This window comes from Corallococcus sp. CA053C (genome assembly GCF_003611675.1).
Taxonomy (GTDB): domain Bacteria; phylum Myxococcota; class Myxococcia; order Myxococcales; family Myxococcaceae; genus Corallococcus.
The window spans coordinates 1-18,517 of sequence record NZ_RAWA01000177.1 but is presented as its reverse complement, the minus strand read 5'-3'; the positions used below and the strand labels follow the sequence as shown (position 1 = coordinate 18,517).

Annotated in this window: 10 protein-coding genes; 3 read left to right on the top strand and 7 right to left on the bottom strand. The window is 71.6% G+C overall.

What is annotated here, in order from left to right; genetic code table 11:
• Window positions 1-5,388, bottom strand: a 5,388-nt coding sequence (locus D7V97_RS22720) for a non-ribosomal peptide synthetase (protein ID WP_147444929.1), incomplete at its 3' end; no start/stop codon positions are given.
• Window positions 5,389-5,503: 115 nt separating this feature from the next.
• On the opposite strand from D7V97_RS22720, the gene D7V97_RS22715 reads away from it, so the two are divergent.
• On the top strand, window positions 5,504-6,040 hold the full coding sequence (locus D7V97_RS22715) for a metal-dependent hydrolase (protein ID WP_120612756.1): 537 nt from the start codon (window positions 5,504-5,506) through the stop codon (window positions 6,038-6,040).
• A 30-nt stretch (window positions 6,041-6,070) separates the two neighbouring features.
• Here the strand turns inward: D7V97_RS22715 and D7V97_RS22710 are convergent, their stop codons facing one another.
• A complete protein-coding gene (locus tag D7V97_RS22710; protein WP_120612753.1) occupies window positions 6,071-6,868 on the bottom strand; it encodes a glutaminyl-peptide cyclotransferase in 798 nt (265 codons plus the stop codon).
• A gap of 67 nt (window positions 6,869-6,935) precedes the next feature.
• Window positions 6,936-7,397 carry a response regulator gene (locus D7V97_RS22705; RefSeq protein ID WP_120612752.1) on the bottom strand — a complete coding sequence of 154 codons (462 nt, stop codon included), beginning with the start codon at window positions 7,395-7,397 and terminating at the stop codon, window positions 6,936-6,938.
• Between the two features lie 438 nt (window positions 7,398-7,835).
• Here D7V97_RS22705 and D7V97_RS22700 point away from each other — a divergent pair, with 438 nt between their 5' ends.
• A complete protein-coding gene (locus D7V97_RS22700) occupies window positions 7,836-9,365 on the top strand; it encodes a Do family serine endopeptidase (protein WP_120612751.1) in 1,530 nt (509 codons plus the stop codon).
• A gap of 22 nt (window positions 9,366-9,387) precedes the next feature.
• Here the strand turns inward: D7V97_RS22700 and D7V97_RS22695 are convergent, their stop codons facing one another.
• Both D7V97_RS22695 and D7V97_RS22690 read right to left on the bottom strand, forming a co-directional pair.
• A complete protein-coding gene (locus tag D7V97_RS22695) occupies window positions 9,388-10,158 on the bottom strand; it encodes a hypothetical protein (RefSeq protein WP_147444928.1) in 771 nt (256 codons plus the stop codon).
• Between the two features lie 9 nt (window positions 10,159-10,167).
• Entirely contained in the window at window positions 10,168-11,880 is a 1,713-nt protein-coding gene (locus tag D7V97_RS22690) for a hypothetical protein (protein ID WP_147444927.1), read from the bottom strand.
• Between the two features lie 367 nt (window positions 11,881-12,247).
• Here D7V97_RS22690 and D7V97_RS22685 point away from each other — a divergent pair, with 367 nt between their 5' ends.
• Entirely contained in the window at window positions 12,248-16,165 is a 3,918-nt protein-coding gene (locus D7V97_RS22685; protein WP_233583093.1) for a serine/threonine-protein kinase PknK, read from the top strand.
• Between the two features lie 13 nt (window positions 16,166-16,178).
• On the opposite strand, the gene D7V97_RS22680 is transcribed toward D7V97_RS22685, so the two are convergent.
• Window positions 16,179-17,984: an OPT/YSL family transporter gene (locus D7V97_RS22680; protein ID WP_120612748.1), complete on the bottom strand. Its 1,806-nt coding sequence runs from the start codon at window positions 17,982-17,984 to the stop codon at window positions 16,179-16,181.
• On the bottom strand, window positions 17,981-18,517 hold a 537-nt coding region (locus tag D7V97_RS22675; protein ID WP_120612747.1), incomplete at its 5' end, for a response regulator. The genes D7V97_RS22675 and D7V97_RS22680, both read right to left, overlap by 4 nt.

The following is an 18,517-nucleotide window of genomic DNA, read 5'->3' as shown; positions in this document are numbered from 1 at the left end:
AGGCATCCCCGCCCCGGCGAAGACGCCCGCCCTCCCGGGCAACCGCTTCGGGTCGTAGCCCGCGGCCTCGAACGCCGCCCACGCGCACTCCAGGAACACGCGGAGCTGCGGATCCATCAGCCGGGCGTCCTGGGGGCTGTAGCCGAAGAAGCCCGCGTCGAAGTGCTCGGCCTCCTCGATGATCCCCGCCGCGCGCACGTAGGCGGGATCCTCCAGCAGCCGGGGCTCCACTCCCGCCGCCAACAGCGTCTCCGGGCTGAAGCGCGAGAGTCCTTCGCGGCCCTCCACCAGCAGCGTCCACAGGGACGGCACATCCGGCGCGCCCGGGAACCGTCCCGCCATGCCGATGATGGCGATGCGGTCCGAACGCTCGGTGTTCCTGCTCCGGGCGGGACTCGGCGCCCTGGCTGGCTGCTCCACCGACGCATCGTCCAACCGCCGCGCCAGGGACTCGATGGTGGGGAACTGGAACAGCGTGGCCATGCTCAAGCGGACGCCCAGCTCCGACTCAAGCTCCGACTGGACACGCGCGAGCAGCAGGGAGTTTCCCCCCGCCTCGAAGAAGCCCTCCTGCCGGCCCACCCGCTCCACTCCGAGGAGCCGGCACCAGATCCGCTCCACCTCCTTCTCACGCTCCGTGCTGGACGGTGCCTCGGGGGCCTGTGCTCGCGACGGAGGCAGTGGCAACGCGCGCCGGTCGAGCTTCCCGGTGACGCCCAGCGGGAACGCCTCCAGCACCACCAGCTCCCGGGGGACCATGTGGGGAGGAAGCTTCTCGACCAGCGAGTCCCTGAGTGCGCGTGACGGCAACTGCTTCGCCGCGTCGGCAGCGCGGGGAATGACGTAGCCCACGAGGTGCCGCTCCCCCGCGAGCAGTTGGGGTTCGACCACGGCATCCCGGACGTCCGGGTGCGCCCTCAGCGCGGCCTCAATCTCTCCCAACTCGATGCGGAAGCCGCGCAGCTTGAGCTGTCGATCCGCGCGCCCGTGGAACTCGAGGCTTCCCTCCGGACGATGGCTCGCGACATCCCCGCTCTTGTAGAGCCGTGTGCCCGGCTCCGCGCTGAACGGATGCGGAATGAACCGCTCCGCGTCCAGCTCGGGCCGGTGCAGGTAGCCGCGCGCCAATCCCATTCCATCGATGTAGAGCGTTCCCTGCACGCCCACGGGAACCGGCTCCAACGCATCATCCAGGAGGTAGACCTCGTAGCCCGGCAGCGGCTTCCCGATGGAGGGGATCCCTCCTCCCACCACGCAATCGGCGGTGGTCGCGAAGACGGTGGTCTCCGTCGGGCCATAGCCATTGATGAGGCGCCGGCCCGGGGCCCAGGTGTCCACGAGCCGCTCCGGCACCTCCTCGCCCCCGAGCACGATCAGCTTCAAGTCCGGCAGCGCCCGCCAGGCCATGGAGCCCAGCGCCGAGGGCGTGAACATCGCGATGTGGATGCGCTGTGACTCCAGGAAGTCCGCGAGCTCCTCACCGGCGGTCACCTCCGCCTGCGCGAGCAGGTACAGCGTGGCGCCGGAGAAGAGTGTCGGGAAGATCTCCGCGACGGAGAAGTCGAACCCGAACCGCGAGAACTGCAACACGCGGTCGCCCGGCTCGAAGCCGAAGCGCGAGGTCACGGTCTCACAGAGGTGGACCGCGCCTCGGTGTTCCAGCAGCACGCCCTTGGGCTGGCCCGTCGAACCGGAGGTGTAGATGACATAAGCGAGGTCGTTCCCGGTGACGGAGACTCGTGGGTTCTCGGCGGAGGCTGCCGCGAGCGCGTCACGCACCTGCTCCAGCACGACGACCCGTGCCCCCGTATCAGCCACGAGTGGATGCGTTGCCTCCTGCGCGAGCACGAGCGTCAACCCCGCGTCCCGCGCCGTGAACTCCAGCCGCGCCTTCGGATAGGTCGGATCCAGGGGCACGTAGGCCGCGCCTGCCTTCAGCGTCGCCAGCATGCTCACGATCATTTCGAACGAGCGCTGGAGGCACAGGCCCACGAAGTCGCCCGGGCCGACGCCCAGAGAACAGAGGTGGTGGGCCAGCCGGTTCGCCTCCGCGTTCAGCGTCCGGTAGCTCATGGACTGACCCTGGAAGACCAGGGCGGGCGCATCGGGAGTGCGCGCGACTTGCGACTCGAACGGGTGATGCAGGCAGGCCGCTCCAGCGTTGTCCTCCACCGGCCCCTGGGCCCAGGTGAGCAGCCGCGCCTTCTCCGCTTCCGAAAGCAGCGGCAGCGCCATGACGGGCGCCTCGGGGTTCCGCACGGCCTCACGGAGCAGCGTCACGAAGTGCTCGCCCAGCTGGGTGATCATCCAGGGGTCGAACAGGTCGAGCGCGTACTCCAGCCGCACGGACATGCCGTCCGGCCGCTCATCCAGTTCGACGGAGAGGTCCAGCTTCGACGTCCCCGTATCCACGTCGTGCGGCTCCACCCTCCACCCCGAACCCGGCACCGAGATGGGCGGCTCCAACGTGCACGACACTTGAAGGAGCGGATTGGCGCCGGGAACACGCGCCGGGTTCACCGCCTCCACGATGCGCAGGAGCGGCGCGTCCTGGTGTTCGAGCGCCTCCAGGCAGGCCTTCCTCACGCGCGCCAGCAGCGCCCGGAAGCCCAGCCCTTCGGAGAACCGCAGCCGCAGGGGCAGCAGGTTCACGAAGTGCCCGGAGATGGCGCGCAGCTCCTCGCGGCTCCGTCCCGAGAACGCCGCGCCGATGACGAAGTCGTCGCTCCCCGAATATCGATGCAGCAGCGCTCCGAACGCCGACAGCAACGTCATGAAGAGCGTCGAGTCCTCACGGCGCCCCAACATCTTCACCGCATCCAACAGCTCCCGAGGGATCCGCACGACGAGCTTGCCGCCCTGGAAACTCTGGACCGGAGGACGGGGACGCTGCGTGGGAAGCACCAGGGCCGGAGCCCCCGCGAGCGACTGCTTCCAGTACGCGAGGTGCGGCGCGATGGCCTCCTGGTAGCGCGGGCCCTGTTGCCAGACAGCGGCATCGCCGTAATGAAGCGGCACGGGCGTCAGCGCGGGGACCTCTCCCACGAGGGCCGCCCGGTAGAACCGATGCAGCTCCTGGAGGAACGTCGCCATCGTGAAGCCATCCACGGTCAGGTGATGCATGACCAGGGCGAGGCGACACTCCGAAGCGCTCAGCCTCAGCAGGGTCGCCCGCAGCAACGGCCCCTGCTCCAGGTCGAAGGGCACGCGCGCTTCCTGCGTCGCCAGCTGCAAAGCCTTCGCGCTCCGAAGCCCCTCGGGAATCGCCCGCAGGTCCACGCTCCGCAGGTGGAACGGCACGCCGGGCAGCACCCGTTGGACAGGGCCCTCCGGCGTGGAGCCGAACGTCGTGCGCAGGACCTCATGCCGCGCGATGAGTGATTGGAACGCCTGCTCCAACGCCTCCGCCTGGACGTCGCCCGGCAGGTACAGCGTGAAGGGCTCGTTGTAGAAGGCGCTCCGGGGCGCCACCTGCGTCAAGAGCCAGAGCTGCCGCTGCGCATCGGACAGCGGCAGGGGCCGGCTCCGGTCCACGGAGACCACTGGAGGAAGGTCCACGCCCCGGGCTTCATCCCTCGCTGCCTCCACGCGTCGCGCCAGCTCCACGATGTTCGGACTGTCGAAGAGGGCTCGCACCGGGAGCCGCACGGACAGGGCTTGTTCGAGCCGCGCGATGAGGCGGACCGCGAGCAGCGAGTCCCCTCCCGACTCCATGAAACGGTCCTGCGTCCCGGCCTGCTCCGTCCCCAGCACCTCCGACCAGATGCGCGCGATGTCCTGCTCCAACGTCGTGCGCGGTGCTTCACCGTCCCCCGCACCGAACCTCGGGGCCGGCAACTTGTGGACATCCACCTTGCCACTGGGATTGAGCGGCAACCGGTCCAGGACGAGGACCGCATGGGGAACCATGAAGTCCGGAAGCGTCGAGCGCAGGGCCTCACGAAGCCCCGCCGCGTCCAGTGACGCCCCCTCGCGGGGAGAGACATACGCGACGAGCCGCTTGTCTCCCGGTAACACCTCATGCACCCGCACGACCGCGTCGCCCACCTGGGCCTGGGAGCGCAGGGCGCTTTCAATCTCTCCCAGCTCGACCCGGGCCCCCCGGATCTTCACCTGATGGTCCATCCGCCCCAGGAACTCCAGGCTGCCATCCTCGAGCCACCGTGCGCGGTCTCCGGTCCGATACAGCCGAGCACCGGGCACGCCGCGGAACGGATCCGGTAGGAACCGCTCGCCGGTCAGGTCGAGGCGGTTCAGGTAACCCCGCGCGAGTCCCTCTCCTCCCAGGTACACCTCTCCCACTTCACCCATGGGAAGGAGCGCCAGCGCTTCATCCAGCACGTACACCTGGAGGTTCGCGAGCGGTCTGCCGATGGGAACAGAGGTGCCTGGAGCCGGCAGCGCACGGAGCTCATGGGCCGTCGCGGAGGTGGTGCACTCCGTGGGGCCATAGCTGTTGAGCAGGCGCTGGGGCTTCCCGTGCGCCATCACATGGCCCACCCACTTGGGGTCCAGCACATCGCCCCCGACCATCAGCACGCGGAGCGCGCCGAACGCGTCCGGGATGGCCTCGGCCAGTTGATGGAACAGCGACGTGCTCAGCACCGCCGCCGACACCGCGTCGCTCCGCAGCTTCGCCGCGAGGAGCGGAGGCGACAGCAGGGTCTCCCGTGAGACGAGGCACAGCGAGGCCCCGTTCAGGAGCGCGCCCCAGACCTCCAGCGTGGAGGCATCGAAGGAGAAGGACGCGGCCTGGAGGACGCGGTCCTCACGGCGGAACCCCATGAAGCCGTCATCGAGCGCCAGCCGGGCCACACCCGCATGCGGAATGCACACGCCCTTGGGCTGGCCGGTGGAGCCCGACGTGAACAGCACATAGGCCAGCGAGTCGGGCCCCGCGCCGCCCTTCACGTTCAGCGCGCCGTCTTCTCCGGCAGGCGCCTCCGGAAGCGAGGGCTCGATGACGTCCCCCTGGAAGCGCAGCCCCTGGACGTCTTCGTGCCGGCCCACCAGCACTCGCAGGCCCGCATCCTCGATCATCCACGCGAGACGCTCCGCCGGATGGCTGGGATCCAAAGGCAGATAGGCGCCACCTGCCTTCAGGATGCCCAGCAGCCCCACCAGGGTCTCCGGGGTGCGGTCGGTGAGGATGCCCACAGGCTGCTCCAGCCCCACGCCCCGCGACTGGAGCCGGCGAGCCAACCGGTTCGCACGCCGGTTGAGCGTGTCATAGCTAAGCACTCCCCCCTCGAAGCGCAATGCAATGGCATCCGGAGTCTCACGGACGTGGGCTTCGAAAAGCGTGGCGATGTCCTGCCTGGAAAAGTCCGCCCGACGTCCGTTTGAGAGGATTCGGAGACTGTCTGGGTAATCAAAGATGTCATTCATGAAGAGTGAGCCCCCCTTTGTTTCAACGCGCGGGGTCAGGAATCTTCACCCAGGGCATGCCCCTTCTTTCGGACAGGTGACGTCCGTGCGGGGACACCGTACGCTCGCGCATCCCATGAGCCCCATCGTGCACGCCGAACTGTCCTGGCTGCTGGCGCAAGGCCTGCGCGAACGGCGCGACCGCATCCTCGTCACCTGCGCGGGGCTGGCGCCGGACCTGGATGGATTGTCATTGCTGGGGGGCGAGGAGTTCTACGCGCGCTACCACCACGTCATCTTCCACGGCTACGTGGGGGTGCTCGTCACCGTGGCGGTCTGTGCCGCGCTGGCACGGCGGCGCGTGGCCGTGGCGCTGCTGTCGGCGGCGGCGTTCCACGGGCACCTGCTGTGCGACCTCGCGGGCAGCGGACCCGGGTGGCCCATCTACTACCTCTGGCCGCAGAGCCTGACGGAGTGGTCCTGGTCCGGGCAGTGGAACCTGGCCTCCTGGCAGAACAGCCTCATCGGGCTGGCCGCGACGCTGGCCTGTCTGGCCTGTGCCCTGCCCTTCCAGCGGACCGTGCTGGAGGTGCTGTCGCCGCGCTGGGACGTGGAGGTCACCCGCACCGTGCGGCGGCGTTTCTCAAGACAGCGCGCTCCGGAAGCCCCCTGAAGCGCGGCGGCAAAGCCTTGCATCGTCCCGCTACGGGGTCGCGGGCTCCAGCTTCACCTCGAAGAGGTCGGGCCACAGCTTGCCGGTGAAGAACAGGCGGCCGGTGCCGGGCTCCTGCGCGATGCCGTTGAGCACCCCGCCGTTGCCCTGGATGCGGCCGCGCACCGTCCGCACCAGCTCCGACGCGTCGATGACGGCCAGCACGCGGCCCGTCGCGTAGTCGATCTTCAGCACGTGGTCGGTGTACCAGACGTTGGCGTAGACGCCGTCCTCCGCGCACTCCAGCTCGTTGAGCCGCTCCTGCGGCACGCCCTGCAACGTCACCTGCACCTGGGACTTCACGTGGAAGTCCTTCGGGTCGTGGAAGCGCAGCGTGGCCGTGCCGTCGCTCCGCACGAGCTGCCCCTGCCAGAAGCACAGGCCCCAGCCCTCGCCCGCGTACGCCACCTGCTTCTCCTGCGCGGGCGGCGTGCCGTTCCACACGTACAGCATCTCGTCCTGCCAGGTGAGCTGGTACAGCCGCGTGCCGTCACTGGCGAGCCCTTCGGGGAACACGCCCGGCAGGGACTGGACCCACAGCGGCGCGGCCTGCTCCAGGGAGATGCGCCGCAGGTCGCCCTCCTCGCCGGTGCTCTCGTAGAGCTGGCCCTGGTGGAACTGGAGGCCCTGCGTGAAGGCCGTCGGGTCGTGCGGGTACGTGTGGACGATGCGTGCCACCAGCTGTTGCGGCACGACCGCGGTGGGTCCGGCGTCCGGCGTCTGGCGTTGCGCGGGCGCGCACCCCAGGCACAGCAGGGACAACGACAGGGACCAGGGCATGCGGCGCATGGGCTTCCTTGCGAGGGCGACGGCTTCGCGAGCGGCGACACCTTAGCGCGCCACGCACGATGCCGTGTCAGTCCTGGGACACCGCGAGCGCCGCCTCCACCGCGCCGCGCAGCTCCTCCAACTCGAATGGCTTGTTGAGCACACAGGCGGCCCCCAGGCGCAGGGCGTCGCGGTGCAGCTGCGCGTCGCCGAAGGCGGTGATGAGGATGACGGGCGTGGTCCACTGCTCGCGGCGCAGGCGGGCGAGCACCTCCAGTCCCGTGAAGCCCGGCATGCGCACGTCGGTGATGATGAGGTCGGGCGCGCGCGACTCGTCCGCGGTCAGCCCTTCGATGAGGAGCTGCACCAGGCCCGGCCCGTCCGACGCCTCCACCACCTCATAGCCCCGCCGCACCAACATCTTGCGGATGAGCGTGCGCATCTCCGGCTGATCATCCGCGATGAGGATGCGCGGGGCCCGCCCTGACTCCGACCTGGGGTCCTTCCAGGCCGCGCCACGCGCGCTCCCTTCTGTCTGCTCGTGCACCATGGGAGTGACCTCCTGGGGACAGGGTGCGGCGGGCACCCGGGTGGTGGGACTCCGGGCCCTGGAGCATCCGCCGTGCCATGGGCGCGCTCCCGGGTCCGGGCGGAAGCGCTCCCAAGGGGCATGGGGCACGCTGCCCCCGGGCGAAATGCCCCGGTTGGGGCACTTTGCCCCGCGCGTTGGGGACTCGCGGGGCGTGGCTCCCCCTGGAGAACGGGGTTCGGGGGTCTTGGCCCACGGGCTGCAATGGGGTCCGGGTGTCGAATCGGATGCGGGGCTTCCTCCTACGAGCTCCCTTCTGGCAGCTGGGCCGCTGGTGACTCCCGGTGTCGCCGGTGGAACGGGACCGCTGCCTCCTTCCCAGGGTGCCCACCGCATCCGGTTCGACTCTTTTTCAAGCCCGGAAGGTCGCTTCCGGCCGCTCACCAAGGAGAACGCACGATGGTTCGCACCCTTCCGTCCCGCCGCCGCCTTGCCCGCGCGCTCGCGCTCACGCCCCTGGTCGCCCTGGGTGCCTGCAAGCCCGCGCCGGATGCGGCCCCGGCCGCCCGCCCCACGCTGTCGTTGAAGACGGCGAAGACGCCGAACACGGCCACCACGCCCTCCGGCGCGAAGGTGGAGCCCGCCGTCTACTCCCCCGCGCCCGGCACGCCCGGCGCCATCATGTCGCTCGCGCCGCTGGTGGAGACGGTGAAGGGCGCGGTGGTGAACGTGGAGGTGCAGGCGAGGGCCCGCCCCGCCATGGGCATGCAGGGCCTGCCGCCGGGGTTCGCCGAGCGCTTCGGCCTCCCGGGCGGACAGAACCCGTTCGGCGAGGGTGGCGGCGCGCCGTCGAAGCAGGGGCTGGGTTCGGGCTTCGTCATCGACCCCGCGGGCCTGGTGCTCACCAACAACCACGTCGTCGAAGGCGCGGACATGGTCCGGGTGAAGCTGGAGGACGGGCGCGCGTTCGACGCGGAGGTGCTGGGCCGCGATGCGCTCACGGACGTGGCGCTGATCCAGTTGAAGGGCGTGTCCGGCGACCTGCCCTTCGTGAAGCTGGGGGACTCCGACGGCCTGCGCGTGGGGGATCCGGTGATGGCCATTGGCAACCCGTTCGGGCTCGCGTCCAGCGTGAGCGCGGGCATCCTGTCCGCCCGGGCGCGTGACATCCACGCGGGCCCCTATGACGACTTCCTGCAGACGGACGCCGCCATCAACCCGGGCAACTCCGGCGGCCCGCTCTTCAACATGAAGGGTGAGGTGGTGGGGATGAACACGGCCATCATCGGCGGCGCGACGGGCATCGGCTTCGCGGTGCCGGCGAACCTCATCCAGGCGCTGTTGCCGCAGCTCCAGGAGACTGGCGTGGTGCGCCGGGGCTGGGTGGGGCTGGCGGTGCAGGACCTCACGCCAGAGCTGGCGAAGGCGCTGCGCGTGGACGCCGCGAAGGGCGCGGTGGTGGCCGGCGTCAGCGCGGGCGGCCCGGGCGAGAAGGCGGGCCTGCGCGAGGAGGATGTCATCACGTCGGTGGGCGAGCGCGCGGTGGATTCAGCCGGGTCGCTGACGCGCGCGGTGGCGCTGCTCAAGCCGGGCAGCGAGGTGAAGGTGAGCCTCGTGCGCGGCGGCAAGGCGATGGAGGTGCCGGTGAAGCTGGGCACCCGTCCGACGCAGCGGGGTGAGGAGGAGATGACGCCCCGGGATTCGACGCCGGCGCCGCTGTCGAAGCGGCTGGGCCTGCGGCTGTCGGAGGCGCAGGACGGCAGCGGCGGCGCGCAGGTGGTGGCGGTGGAGTCCGGCAGCGCCGCGGAGCGCGCGGGGCTCGCGCCCGGCATGGTGCTGACGCAGGTGGGCGACAAGAAGGTGTCCGGCGTGGCTGACGCCGCGCAGGCGCTGACGTCCGCCGAGCCTGGGACCGCGCTGCTGCTGCGCGCGCGGGTGCTTGGACAGGACGGCGCGCTGATGCGAGCGATTGAAGTGCCGGCGCGGTAGGGCGCGGGACTCCGCCGCGAGGTCAGGAGGAGAGCGCGCCCGGGTGCGGCAGGTCGGGCACGCGGCGTGGCATGGTGCGCGCCACCTGGTCGTAGAAGCACTCCGGCCCGAGGACTTCGCGGAGCTGTTGCTCCGCGGCGTCCGCGGCGGGAGTCATCGCGTCGGTGGGCAGGGCATAGGGCTCCACGAGCACGATGCCGTCCGCGACGGTGCGCCGCTGGGTTTCGGGGATTGCGTTCAGCCGGTCTCCGAACATCTCCAGGAACGGCGGCCCGTAGAAGTTGCGCCAGAAGATGCCGGCAAGGCCTTCGCTGGGATCACGGACGGTCCAGGTCCAACTCTGCCCGACCCCTGACGGGGAGGGAATGAGCTGGTCGCACTTCCGGTCGGTGTCCTCGGAGGTCGCCGAGAAAGCCACGGGTGAGTTGAACAGCTTCATCAACGCGGTGACCTGCTTCACGTGGTCTGCCCGCCACTGCGCGCTCTTCGCGCGGGAGAGCGCGGCTTCCCAGGTGAGCTTGCCCACGTGCGGTGGGCCGTCCGATTTCCTGGCGGAGAACAGGAAGAAGTCGCGATCCGTCTTCGCCAGCACCATCAGGCTGCGAACATGCAGAAACCTGGCGACCAGCTCATCGTAGTCGATCCGACGAGGGTCGATCTGCTCATTGCGATATCGCGCGGGTTCGAACCAGCGGTACTCCTCAAACGCACTCTTGAGGAATGCTCGAACCATAGCTTCCGACGGAGCCACGGGCGGTAGGCTGATCTTGGTCGTCAGATATTTCAACGGCACACGCAGGCCTCACGGATAGACGTCAGACAAGGCTCTGCCATCCTGGGTGAGTTCTCGCAAGGCATCTTCGAGGGGGCGCGTCACGTGAGTTGGCCCCGCTGGATGCTTCGCGGAGCGGAAATACACCTCCACATAGCCTCCATATTCTTCGACGTAATCAATCATGGCCTTGAGGTTGCCCGTGAGGGCCATCTCCGCGCGGCCCTTCGCCTCCACGAAGTGGTAGGGCTGGCCCCACACGAGCTCCTCCGGATTGCCTCTCACCGCGTCCGGGACGAAGCCCTCGGCCTTGCTTCCAGGAGGCGGCAGCATCAACGCGGTGTTCTTCTGCTGGCCCTTGGACTTGAGCACGGCCTTCTCGAACTCACCGCCCGCCTCCTTGTTCTTGATGACCGTCTGGTAGAGCCGCTCCCACTCTGGATCCACCGCGTACTGGAAGTGCCGGTACTTGCCCGGGTGGCGGAACTGGTAGTCCACCCACGCCTGCGCCAGGTGCTCCGCGCTGCCCGGCACCAACCGCGCGCCCTCCCCCGTCACGCGTGAGCCCACCAGGGCCACCCGCTTGCCCTGGCTCAACACGCGGCCCGCCTCCGCCAGCGGTCCCTCCAGCCGCTTCGCCAGGGCTTGCAGCTTCGCCACGTCCTCCGCGGACACCGCTTCGCCGCGCCCCGCCGCGCGCAACACCTGACGGATCTGCTGCGCCTCTTGCGGTGACAGGTGCTGCGCCACCCGCTGGAGCACCTGCACCTCGCGCAGGCTCCGGCCTGTCAGGAGCGCCACACGCTCCACGCCCTGCGCGCCCTCCGTCAGCAGGCGCCCTGACACCACCGGCAGTGCCACGCTCACCGCGCACAGCAGCCGCTCGCCGCCCGACAGCGGGTATCCCAGGAGGCTCTGCCCGAGCACCACGCCCTTCACATCCGCCACTTCCCCTGCGATGGGCAGCAGGCCCACGGCGAGCTCCAGCACCATCTCCTCGGGAGGAATGGGCGGAGGCTCGGGGGTCGGGTCCCACGTCGGAGGCGCGTTGCGGCCCGCCTCCACCGCCGAGGCCAACAGGCTGTTGCGCGCCAGCAGGTAGAGCCCCACCTCACTGGGGCTCTTGCGAGGGAAGTCCGGGTCCCGCGTGTGCGCGTAGGCCCAGTCCAGCACCGCGTCCACCAGCGCCCGCTGCGTCGCTTCGTACAGCGCGCTCTCGGTGAGCAGCCCGTCGTGGCCCAGCCTGCGGAAGTGCGCATCGGCCAGGGCCTGTCGGCGCGCATCCGCCCAGCGGTGGAACTCCTCCAGCTTCACTTCCACCCGCGCCGAGCGCACCCCGTCCTCGCGCAGCCGCAGCGCATGTTCCGCCTTCAGCCGCAGGTACACCTCCAGCGGTACATCCGCCGCGAGCTGTCCCTCCGTCCGCGACGAGGACCAGATCAGCAGGTCATTCAGCGCCGCATGGCCTGACTGACGCTCCGCCTCCGTCACGCCGGGCTTCTTCAGCGCGGCCCGCTGCTCCGTGATGAACGCGAGGTAGCGCCCCAGCACCTCACCGCCCACCGTGTCTCGCGGCAGCGATGAGGGCGAAGCGCTGCGGTAGCGCGCGTAGCCGTGCAGCCCCACCGGCAACGGACCGGCATGGCTCCGCGCACCTCCCAGCAACAGCCCGGCGATGACCACCCCGCACAGCCACGGCGGCGCGGAGCCGCCTCCTGCGCGCGCTGCTCGAACCCCGTCCATGCGTGCACCTCCCGCTTGATCAGGGCTAGCAGGGAGTCCTGACATTCACGGCGCGACGCGGTGCGAAATGACGCAGCGGGTGCACATGCGACCCGCTGCACCTCCGACCGCTCGCGCTGTCAGGTGTCGCGCGTTTTTCCGAGGTGGCGCGCCCGGATGCCCTCCAGGCTGGAGGAACGTCCGGCGCCTCCGTCGCGCAGACGTCGACTGACCAACCCCGGCGGTTCGGAAATCGAAGGGGCGCTGGCATAGAGTGACGCCCGTGCCGCGCTGCCTCACATGCGGGCGACGTTGGGAAGGCACTCACACGCCGTGCCCGCCCGGCGTCCCGCCGTCCATCACCCTGCCGTCCGATGTCTCGAACCTCGTGCCCGAGGTTCCGGGCTATCGGTGCGACAAGGTCATCGCACGCGGCGGCTTCGGCCTCCTGCTGGCCGCGCACAAGCGCGCCGCCGACGGCACGGAGAGCGAACGCATCGCGTTGAAGCTGGCCCGTCCCGGCGTCGCGCTCGCGGAGGCCCAGCTCACCCGCGAGGCCGCGGCCCTGCGCACCATCGGGCCGCCCACCGTGCCCACGCTGTACGAGATGGGCATGTTGCCGGGCGGACAGCGCTTCGTCGCGATGGAGTTCGTGCCCCTGCCCACCCTGGCGGACTGGCTCGCACAGGCGTCCGGGCCGCTGTCGCCCCAGGAGTTCGGCCCGCGCGCCAACGCACTCCTGGAGGCGGTGGCCACCGTGCACGCGCATGGGCTCGTGCACTGCGACCTCAAGCCCGAGCATGTCTTCCTGGACGACGCCCACAGCCGGGCCCGCGTCTTCGACTTCGGCCTCGTGCAGCGCCCTGCGCCTGGCGTTCCCGCCGAGGATGGCACGCCCGGCGATACCACCTCCTTCGCCGGCACCGCCGAGTACATGGCGCCCGAGCAGTGCGCCGGCCACGCGGCCCTCGACGCGCGCACGGACGTGTACGCGCTGGGCGTCATCCTCTACGAGCTCATCACCGGCCGGCCGCCCTTCTTCGGCGCGCTCGCGGAGGTGCTCCAGGCGCACCTGTCGCTGCGGCCTCCGCCTCCCTCGGAGTACGCCCCGGTGGCGCCGTCCGTGGAGGAGGTCGTGCTGCGGTGTCTGGCCAAGGAGCCCGCGCGCCGTCCCCGTGACGCGGCCGCCGTGGCCCAGGCGCTGCGCGCGGCGCTGGAGCACGCGGGCCAGGCCGCGGTGCAGCCCGCGCCCCGTCTCACCGTCCTGCCCGACGCGCGCCCCGCGCAGACGCGCCGCTCGGTGGCGGTGCTGTTCCTCGCCTCGCGCGCGAACCCGGTGGCGGTGCAGAAGGCGCTCGCGGCCTACGGAGGCCACATGGCCTTCACCGACGGCGCGCGCTTCGCCGGCGTCTTCGACCCGGACGTGGGAGAGAACCCTGTGCGCCGCGCCCTGCGCGCCGCCGAAGGGCTGGCCGACCGGGGACTCGCCCCCGCCGCGCTCGTGGACGTGGCCACCGTCACCGTGCAGCGCCGGCTGGACGGTGCGCCCCGCTACCTGAGCGCCATCTTCGCGCGCGAGGACCGCTACCCCTCCGTCCCGGAGACGCGCGGCCTGCTGTTGTCCCACGCCGCCGCGGAGGCCGTGCCGGAGGTGCCGTGCCTGCCGGTGCCCGGACGCTCCAGCCTGATGCGCCCCGCGCCTCCGGGTGCCGCGCCCCGACCGGATGTCACCGTGTTGCAGCTGGGCAGCGCGGTGCTGCTGGGTCGCGACGCGGAGCTGGAGAACCTGATGGAGAGCGCCCGGGTCGCGGTCTCGGAAGCGGCGCCCACCATCGTCACCGTGAAGGGCGACCGGGGCCATGGCAAGAGCCACCTGGCCGCCACGCTCGCGCTGCGCCTGCGGGCCGCGTTGCCCCATGCCCGCGTCTACTCCATGCGCGCCCGCGAGCCCGTGCAGGGTGACCCGGAAGGCACGCTGCGCACGCTGTTGCGCGTCGCGCTGCACGGCTTCGACCGCGACGACACCGACACGCAGGAGGATGGCCGCACCGCCATCCTCGACCGGCTGGGGACGCGGCTGGGAACGGAGCTGTGGCCGGGCGTGGCCGCGACGCTCGGGTGGTACGCGCCCGGCGGGCCGGAGCTGCACAGCTGGGCCGCGGCCCCGGGCGCGCTGCGCTCCCTGGCCCTGCGCGCCACAGGTGAGTTGCTGGCGGCGAGCGCCCGCGAGCGGCCCCTGTGCCTCGTCGTGGACGACGCGCACTTCGCGGAGGAGACGGCGCTGGACGCGCTGGAGTACGCCGCGCTCGCGGAGACGCGCGTGCCGCTGTGGGTCTGCGTGCTCGTGCGCCCGGGCTTCGAGCAGAGCCGCCCGTCCTGGGGTGCTCGCGCCGCGCGGCAATTGGAGCTGCCCCTGTCCGGCCTCACGTCGGGCGACGCGCAGGCGCTGTGCCGCGCGCTGCTCAAGCCGGTGGAGAACGTGCCCGCGCAGGCGGTGGAGCGCATCGTCGAGCGTGCGCAGCGCGTGCCCCTGTTCCTCGTGGAGCTGGTGCGCGGCCTGAAGCGCCAGGGGCTCGTGCGTCAGCGCTCGCCCGGCGGCAACTGGTACCTCGTCACCGACGAGCTGGACCGCGTCCCAGAGCTGCGGCTGGTGGAGTGGCTCGCGGACCGCGAGTTGGGCGCGCTGCCTCCGGCGCTCGCCGCGCATGCCCGCCTGTGCGCGCTCCTGGGCGCGGCCTTCACCGCCACCGCCGCGGACGGCGTGGTACGCGAACTGGAGCGCGACGGTGCCGCGGCGCAGTTCCCGCTGGACGTGGGCCATGCGACGCGGCGGCTCCTGGACTCGGGGCTGCTCGTGGAGCACCGGCTGGAGGGCTTGAGCTTCCGCAACGAGCTGGTGCGCGAGGCCGTCGTCGCGGGCCTACCCGCCGAGGAGAAGGCGCGGATCCACCGCGCCGCCTATCGCCACTACCTGAGCCCGGCGGGTTCGCAGGAGCGCCAGCGGCTGGCCCGGCTGGCGCTGCACGCGGCGGCGGCCGGCCTGCGCGACGAGGCGGCGGCGCTGACCATCGACCTGGCGGAGTCCGCGCGCGGCCGTCACGCCTTCCTCGACGCGGAGGCCATGTACACGCGCGCCCTGGAGCTGCTGGAGCCCGAGGACGAGCTGCGCTGCCTCACCGCGCTCCGAGGCCGGGGCCTGATGCGCTACCGCATCGGCCGGTACGAGGACTCGCTCACGGACTTCGCCATCGCGAGGGACCGGGCGCGGGGCGTGGGTGATTCTCGCGCGGTGGTGGAGCTGCTGCTCGACGAGGCGATGGCGCTCGACTGGGTGAACGACTACGCGCGCAGCGAGGAGCGGGCCCAGGAGGCGCAGCACCTGTCGGAGACGGTGACGTCCCCGTACGTCCAGGCGCGGCTGCTGCTGGCGCTGGGCCGCGCGCAGTTCCGCAAGGGCGAGTGGCTGGACGCGCTCATGCCGCTGGAGGCCGCGGCGGAGCGTGCCCGCAAGCTGGGGGACGCGGGCTACGAGACGCTGGTGGTGGCGCTGCTGCTGATGGCCGTCATCCTCCCCAACCTGGGCGACATCGACGGCGCCGAGCGCGTGATGGACGAGGTCATCAGCGCGTGCACGGAGCGCGGAGATCGCTTCCACCTGGGCTCGGCCATCAACAACCGCCGCAACCTGTGGGTGGCCCGGAGGGACCTGACGCACGCGCTGAAGGACCAGGAGCGCTTCATGCAACTGGGGCGCGAATTGGGCGTGGTGGGCTGGGAGTACTTCGCCGAGCACAACATGGGCGAGCTGTACTACCAGGCCGGCGACGTGGAAGCCGCCGCGCCGCACATCGCCCGCGCCATCGTACTGGAGCGCCGGCACCCGGAGGTGGCGCACCGTCCGTGGGCCCTGCTGCTCCAGGCCCGCGCCATGGCGTGGACGGGCCGACATGACCGGGCGCGGGAGCTGCTCGCGCAGGTGCGGCAGACGATGGCGAACAGCCGACACGGCGTGAACCTGAGCCCGTCGGAGGAGGTGCTCTTCTCCATGGTGGAGCTGACCGCCCGCGACGCCACGGCCGAGGAGTGGCACGCGCTGCGCGAGCGCTCCGCGCAGGTGTCCGTGGAGCAGGAGCCGCTCGAGGTGCTGGAGATGATGGGCCTCGCGGCGTGGCGCCGGGGCGACTTCGCCGAGGCGATGCTCGCCCTGGGAGAGGCGCTGGCGCGCGCGGCGCACGTGCCGAACCTCATGGAGGACCGCATCCGCCGCTCGCTGGAGCGCGTGCGCGACCTCACGCCTGCTGCATAGGCGGAGGCCCGCGCTACACCGACCGCTGGAGCGCCGTCGTCGCGGCGATGATCAGCCCCATCAGCGACTCGCCCACCAGCGCGCCCGAACCCAGCGCGGGTACGTGGTCGTCGGTGACCTTCGGCGACCACCGCCGGGCCATCGCCGCCATCCCCGCGCCCAGGCACAGCGTCACCGCGAAGAAGGCCGGCGTGATGAAGCCGATGCCCATCGCCACCGGCGACGGCAACCACCGCGCGGCCCGGCCTCGCGACGCCAGCGTCAGCACCGCGCCCACCAGACACCCCACCAGCGCGCCCACACCCGCGTGCGGCGGCAGCCCGGCCAGCCCGCGCACGGACACCTCCGCCACCGCGCGGAACTGCGCCGCCGCGGGCACCGGCAGCGACGCCGTGCCCAGTCCATACGCATCCACCAGCAGCAGGTAAGCCGGCACCGCCACCACCGCGCCCACCACGACGCCCACCAACTGCGCGGCGAGCTGCCGCGACGCCGAAGCCCCCAACAGGTGCCCGGCCTTCAGCGACCACAGGCTCACGCCCGTCTGCGCCGCCGCGCCCGCCACCACCGAACCCGCCGCCACGTTGGGCGCCAGCTCCCCGGGATGCACGCCGCCGAAGACCACTTGCGTGAGGTTGCCCATCTGGCTCACCGGCGACACGTCCGTCTGCCCCGCGCCCCGGGCGCACACCGCGCACAGGGGCACCAGCAGCACGAGCGCCAGCACCATGGACGGCACGCCCAGCCCGAACAGCACCCCGCCCAGCGCCACCGCCAGCACGCACGCGACCGCCGCCACACCCAGCGTCCACCGGGGCAGGCCGCTCCGGTTCACGCCCACCGAACGCAGGTCCCTCGCCGCGCTCAGGAAGTCCCGCGCCTGCGCGCCGAGCGACACCACCGCCGCGCCCACCATCAACCCCACGCCGGGCCAGGTCAGCCACGCGGACAGCGACTCGTAGCCCGCCCCCATCACCACGCCCACGCGTAGGAGGACCGGCGCGAGCACACCCCAGGCCACGCCCGCGCCCAGCAGCATGCTCAGCGCGAGCTGCAACCCCGTCATCATCCCCACCGCCAGCAGCATGGGGCTCACGCCCACGCCCCACGTCAGCGACGAGAGCGCCGTGCCGCCCACGCTGCCCGGCAGGCCCACCATCGCGGGCAGCGCCCCGCGCGCATCCCGCAGCCACGTCACGCCCATGGCCAGCAGGCCCGCGCCCACCAGCGTCCGGCCCCGTCCCGCGGGCGTGTCCCGCGCTTCCGTGGGCGTGGCCGCGTGCAGCGTGGAGATGAGCTCCGCGGTCGCGATGCCCGTGGGGAACGGCAGGGCCTCCTGCTCCAGCAGACGCCGTCGCAGCAGCCCCGCCACCAGCACGCCCACCGTGCCCAGCACGAGCCCCCAGGCCGCGATGCCCCAGCCCGGCACCGCCACGCCCAACAGCGCCAGCGCCGGCAGCGCGCCCAGCAGGCCCGCCGCCGCGGGCATCGCGCCCACCGCCGACGCGGCCGTCTGCGTGAGGTTGTTCTCCAGCGGCGTATACGGCACGCCCCGCCTGCGCCCATACGCGGACAGGCCGCTGAATCCCAGCACCGTCGCGGTGATGGAGCCGCTGTCCCACCAGCCCGTCTTCATCCCCATGTAGAGGTTGGTGACGGCCAGCAGCGCGCCAATGAGCAGCCCCATCCCCAGCGACCGCGCCGTCCACTCGCGGCCCTCGGACGCCGGAGCGCCCACTTTCGTCACCACGGGCCCCGGCACTCCCGGCCCCGCCGCGGCCTCGGGAGGAGCCGCGGGGTGACCGGCGGGGGAGCTCATCGACCGGCCTCCGCCGAGCGCCCCACCAACTCCCGCAGCTGCGTCAGGTCCAGGGGCTTGCTCAGCTTGAGGTTGGGCACGTCGCGCAGGAAGGACACCGTGCGCGGCGTGAAGGCCCCGCCCGTCATGAACACCATGCGCCCGGCCTGCTCCGGCACGGAGCGCCCCAGCTCGAAGTACAGGTCCATGCCCGTCATCCCCGGCATCATCACGTCGCAGAGGATGAGGTCGAAGCGGCCGCCCTCGTTCACCAGCCGCAGCGCCGCCTGCGCGCTGTTGGCCGTGGCCACCTCGTGCTCCGTCGCCAGCGAGCGCTGCAGGGCCACCGTCACGTTGGGCTCGTCATCCACCACCAGGATGCGCGCCCGCGCCCCCGGCTGCGCCGCCGCCGACAACCTCGGGTACACGTCCGCCTCGTGCTGCGCCGAGCGCAACACCACGCGGAAGGTGCTGCCCTGCCCCGGCACGCTCTCCGCGTGGATGGAGCCGCCCATGGATTCGATGATGCCGTGGCAGATGGACAGCCCCAGCCC

Coding starts and splice junctions, on each gene's coding strand:
- D7V97_RS22715 (WP_120612756.1), top strand. CDS start 5,504: ATGAGCCCCATCGTGCACGCCGAACTGTCCTGGCTGCTGGCGCAAGGC.
- D7V97_RS22710 (WP_120612753.1), bottom strand. CDS start 6,868: ATGCGCCGCATGCCCTGGTCCCTGTCGTTGTCCCTGCTGTGCCTGGGG.
- D7V97_RS22705 (WP_120612752.1), bottom strand. CDS start 7,397: ATGGTGCACGAGCAGACAGAAGGGAGCGCGCGTGGCGCGGCCTGGAAG.
- D7V97_RS22700 (WP_120612751.1), top strand. CDS start 7,836: ATGGTTCGCACCCTTCCGTCCCGCCGCCGCCTTGCCCGCGCGCTCGCG.
- D7V97_RS22690 (WP_147444927.1), bottom strand. CDS start 11,880: ATGGACGGGGTTCGAGCAGCGCGCGCAGGAGGCGGCTCCGCGCCGCCG.
- D7V97_RS22680 (WP_120612748.1), bottom strand. CDS start 17,984: ATGAGCTCCCCCGCCGGTCACCCCGCGGCTCCTCCCGAGGCCGCGGCG.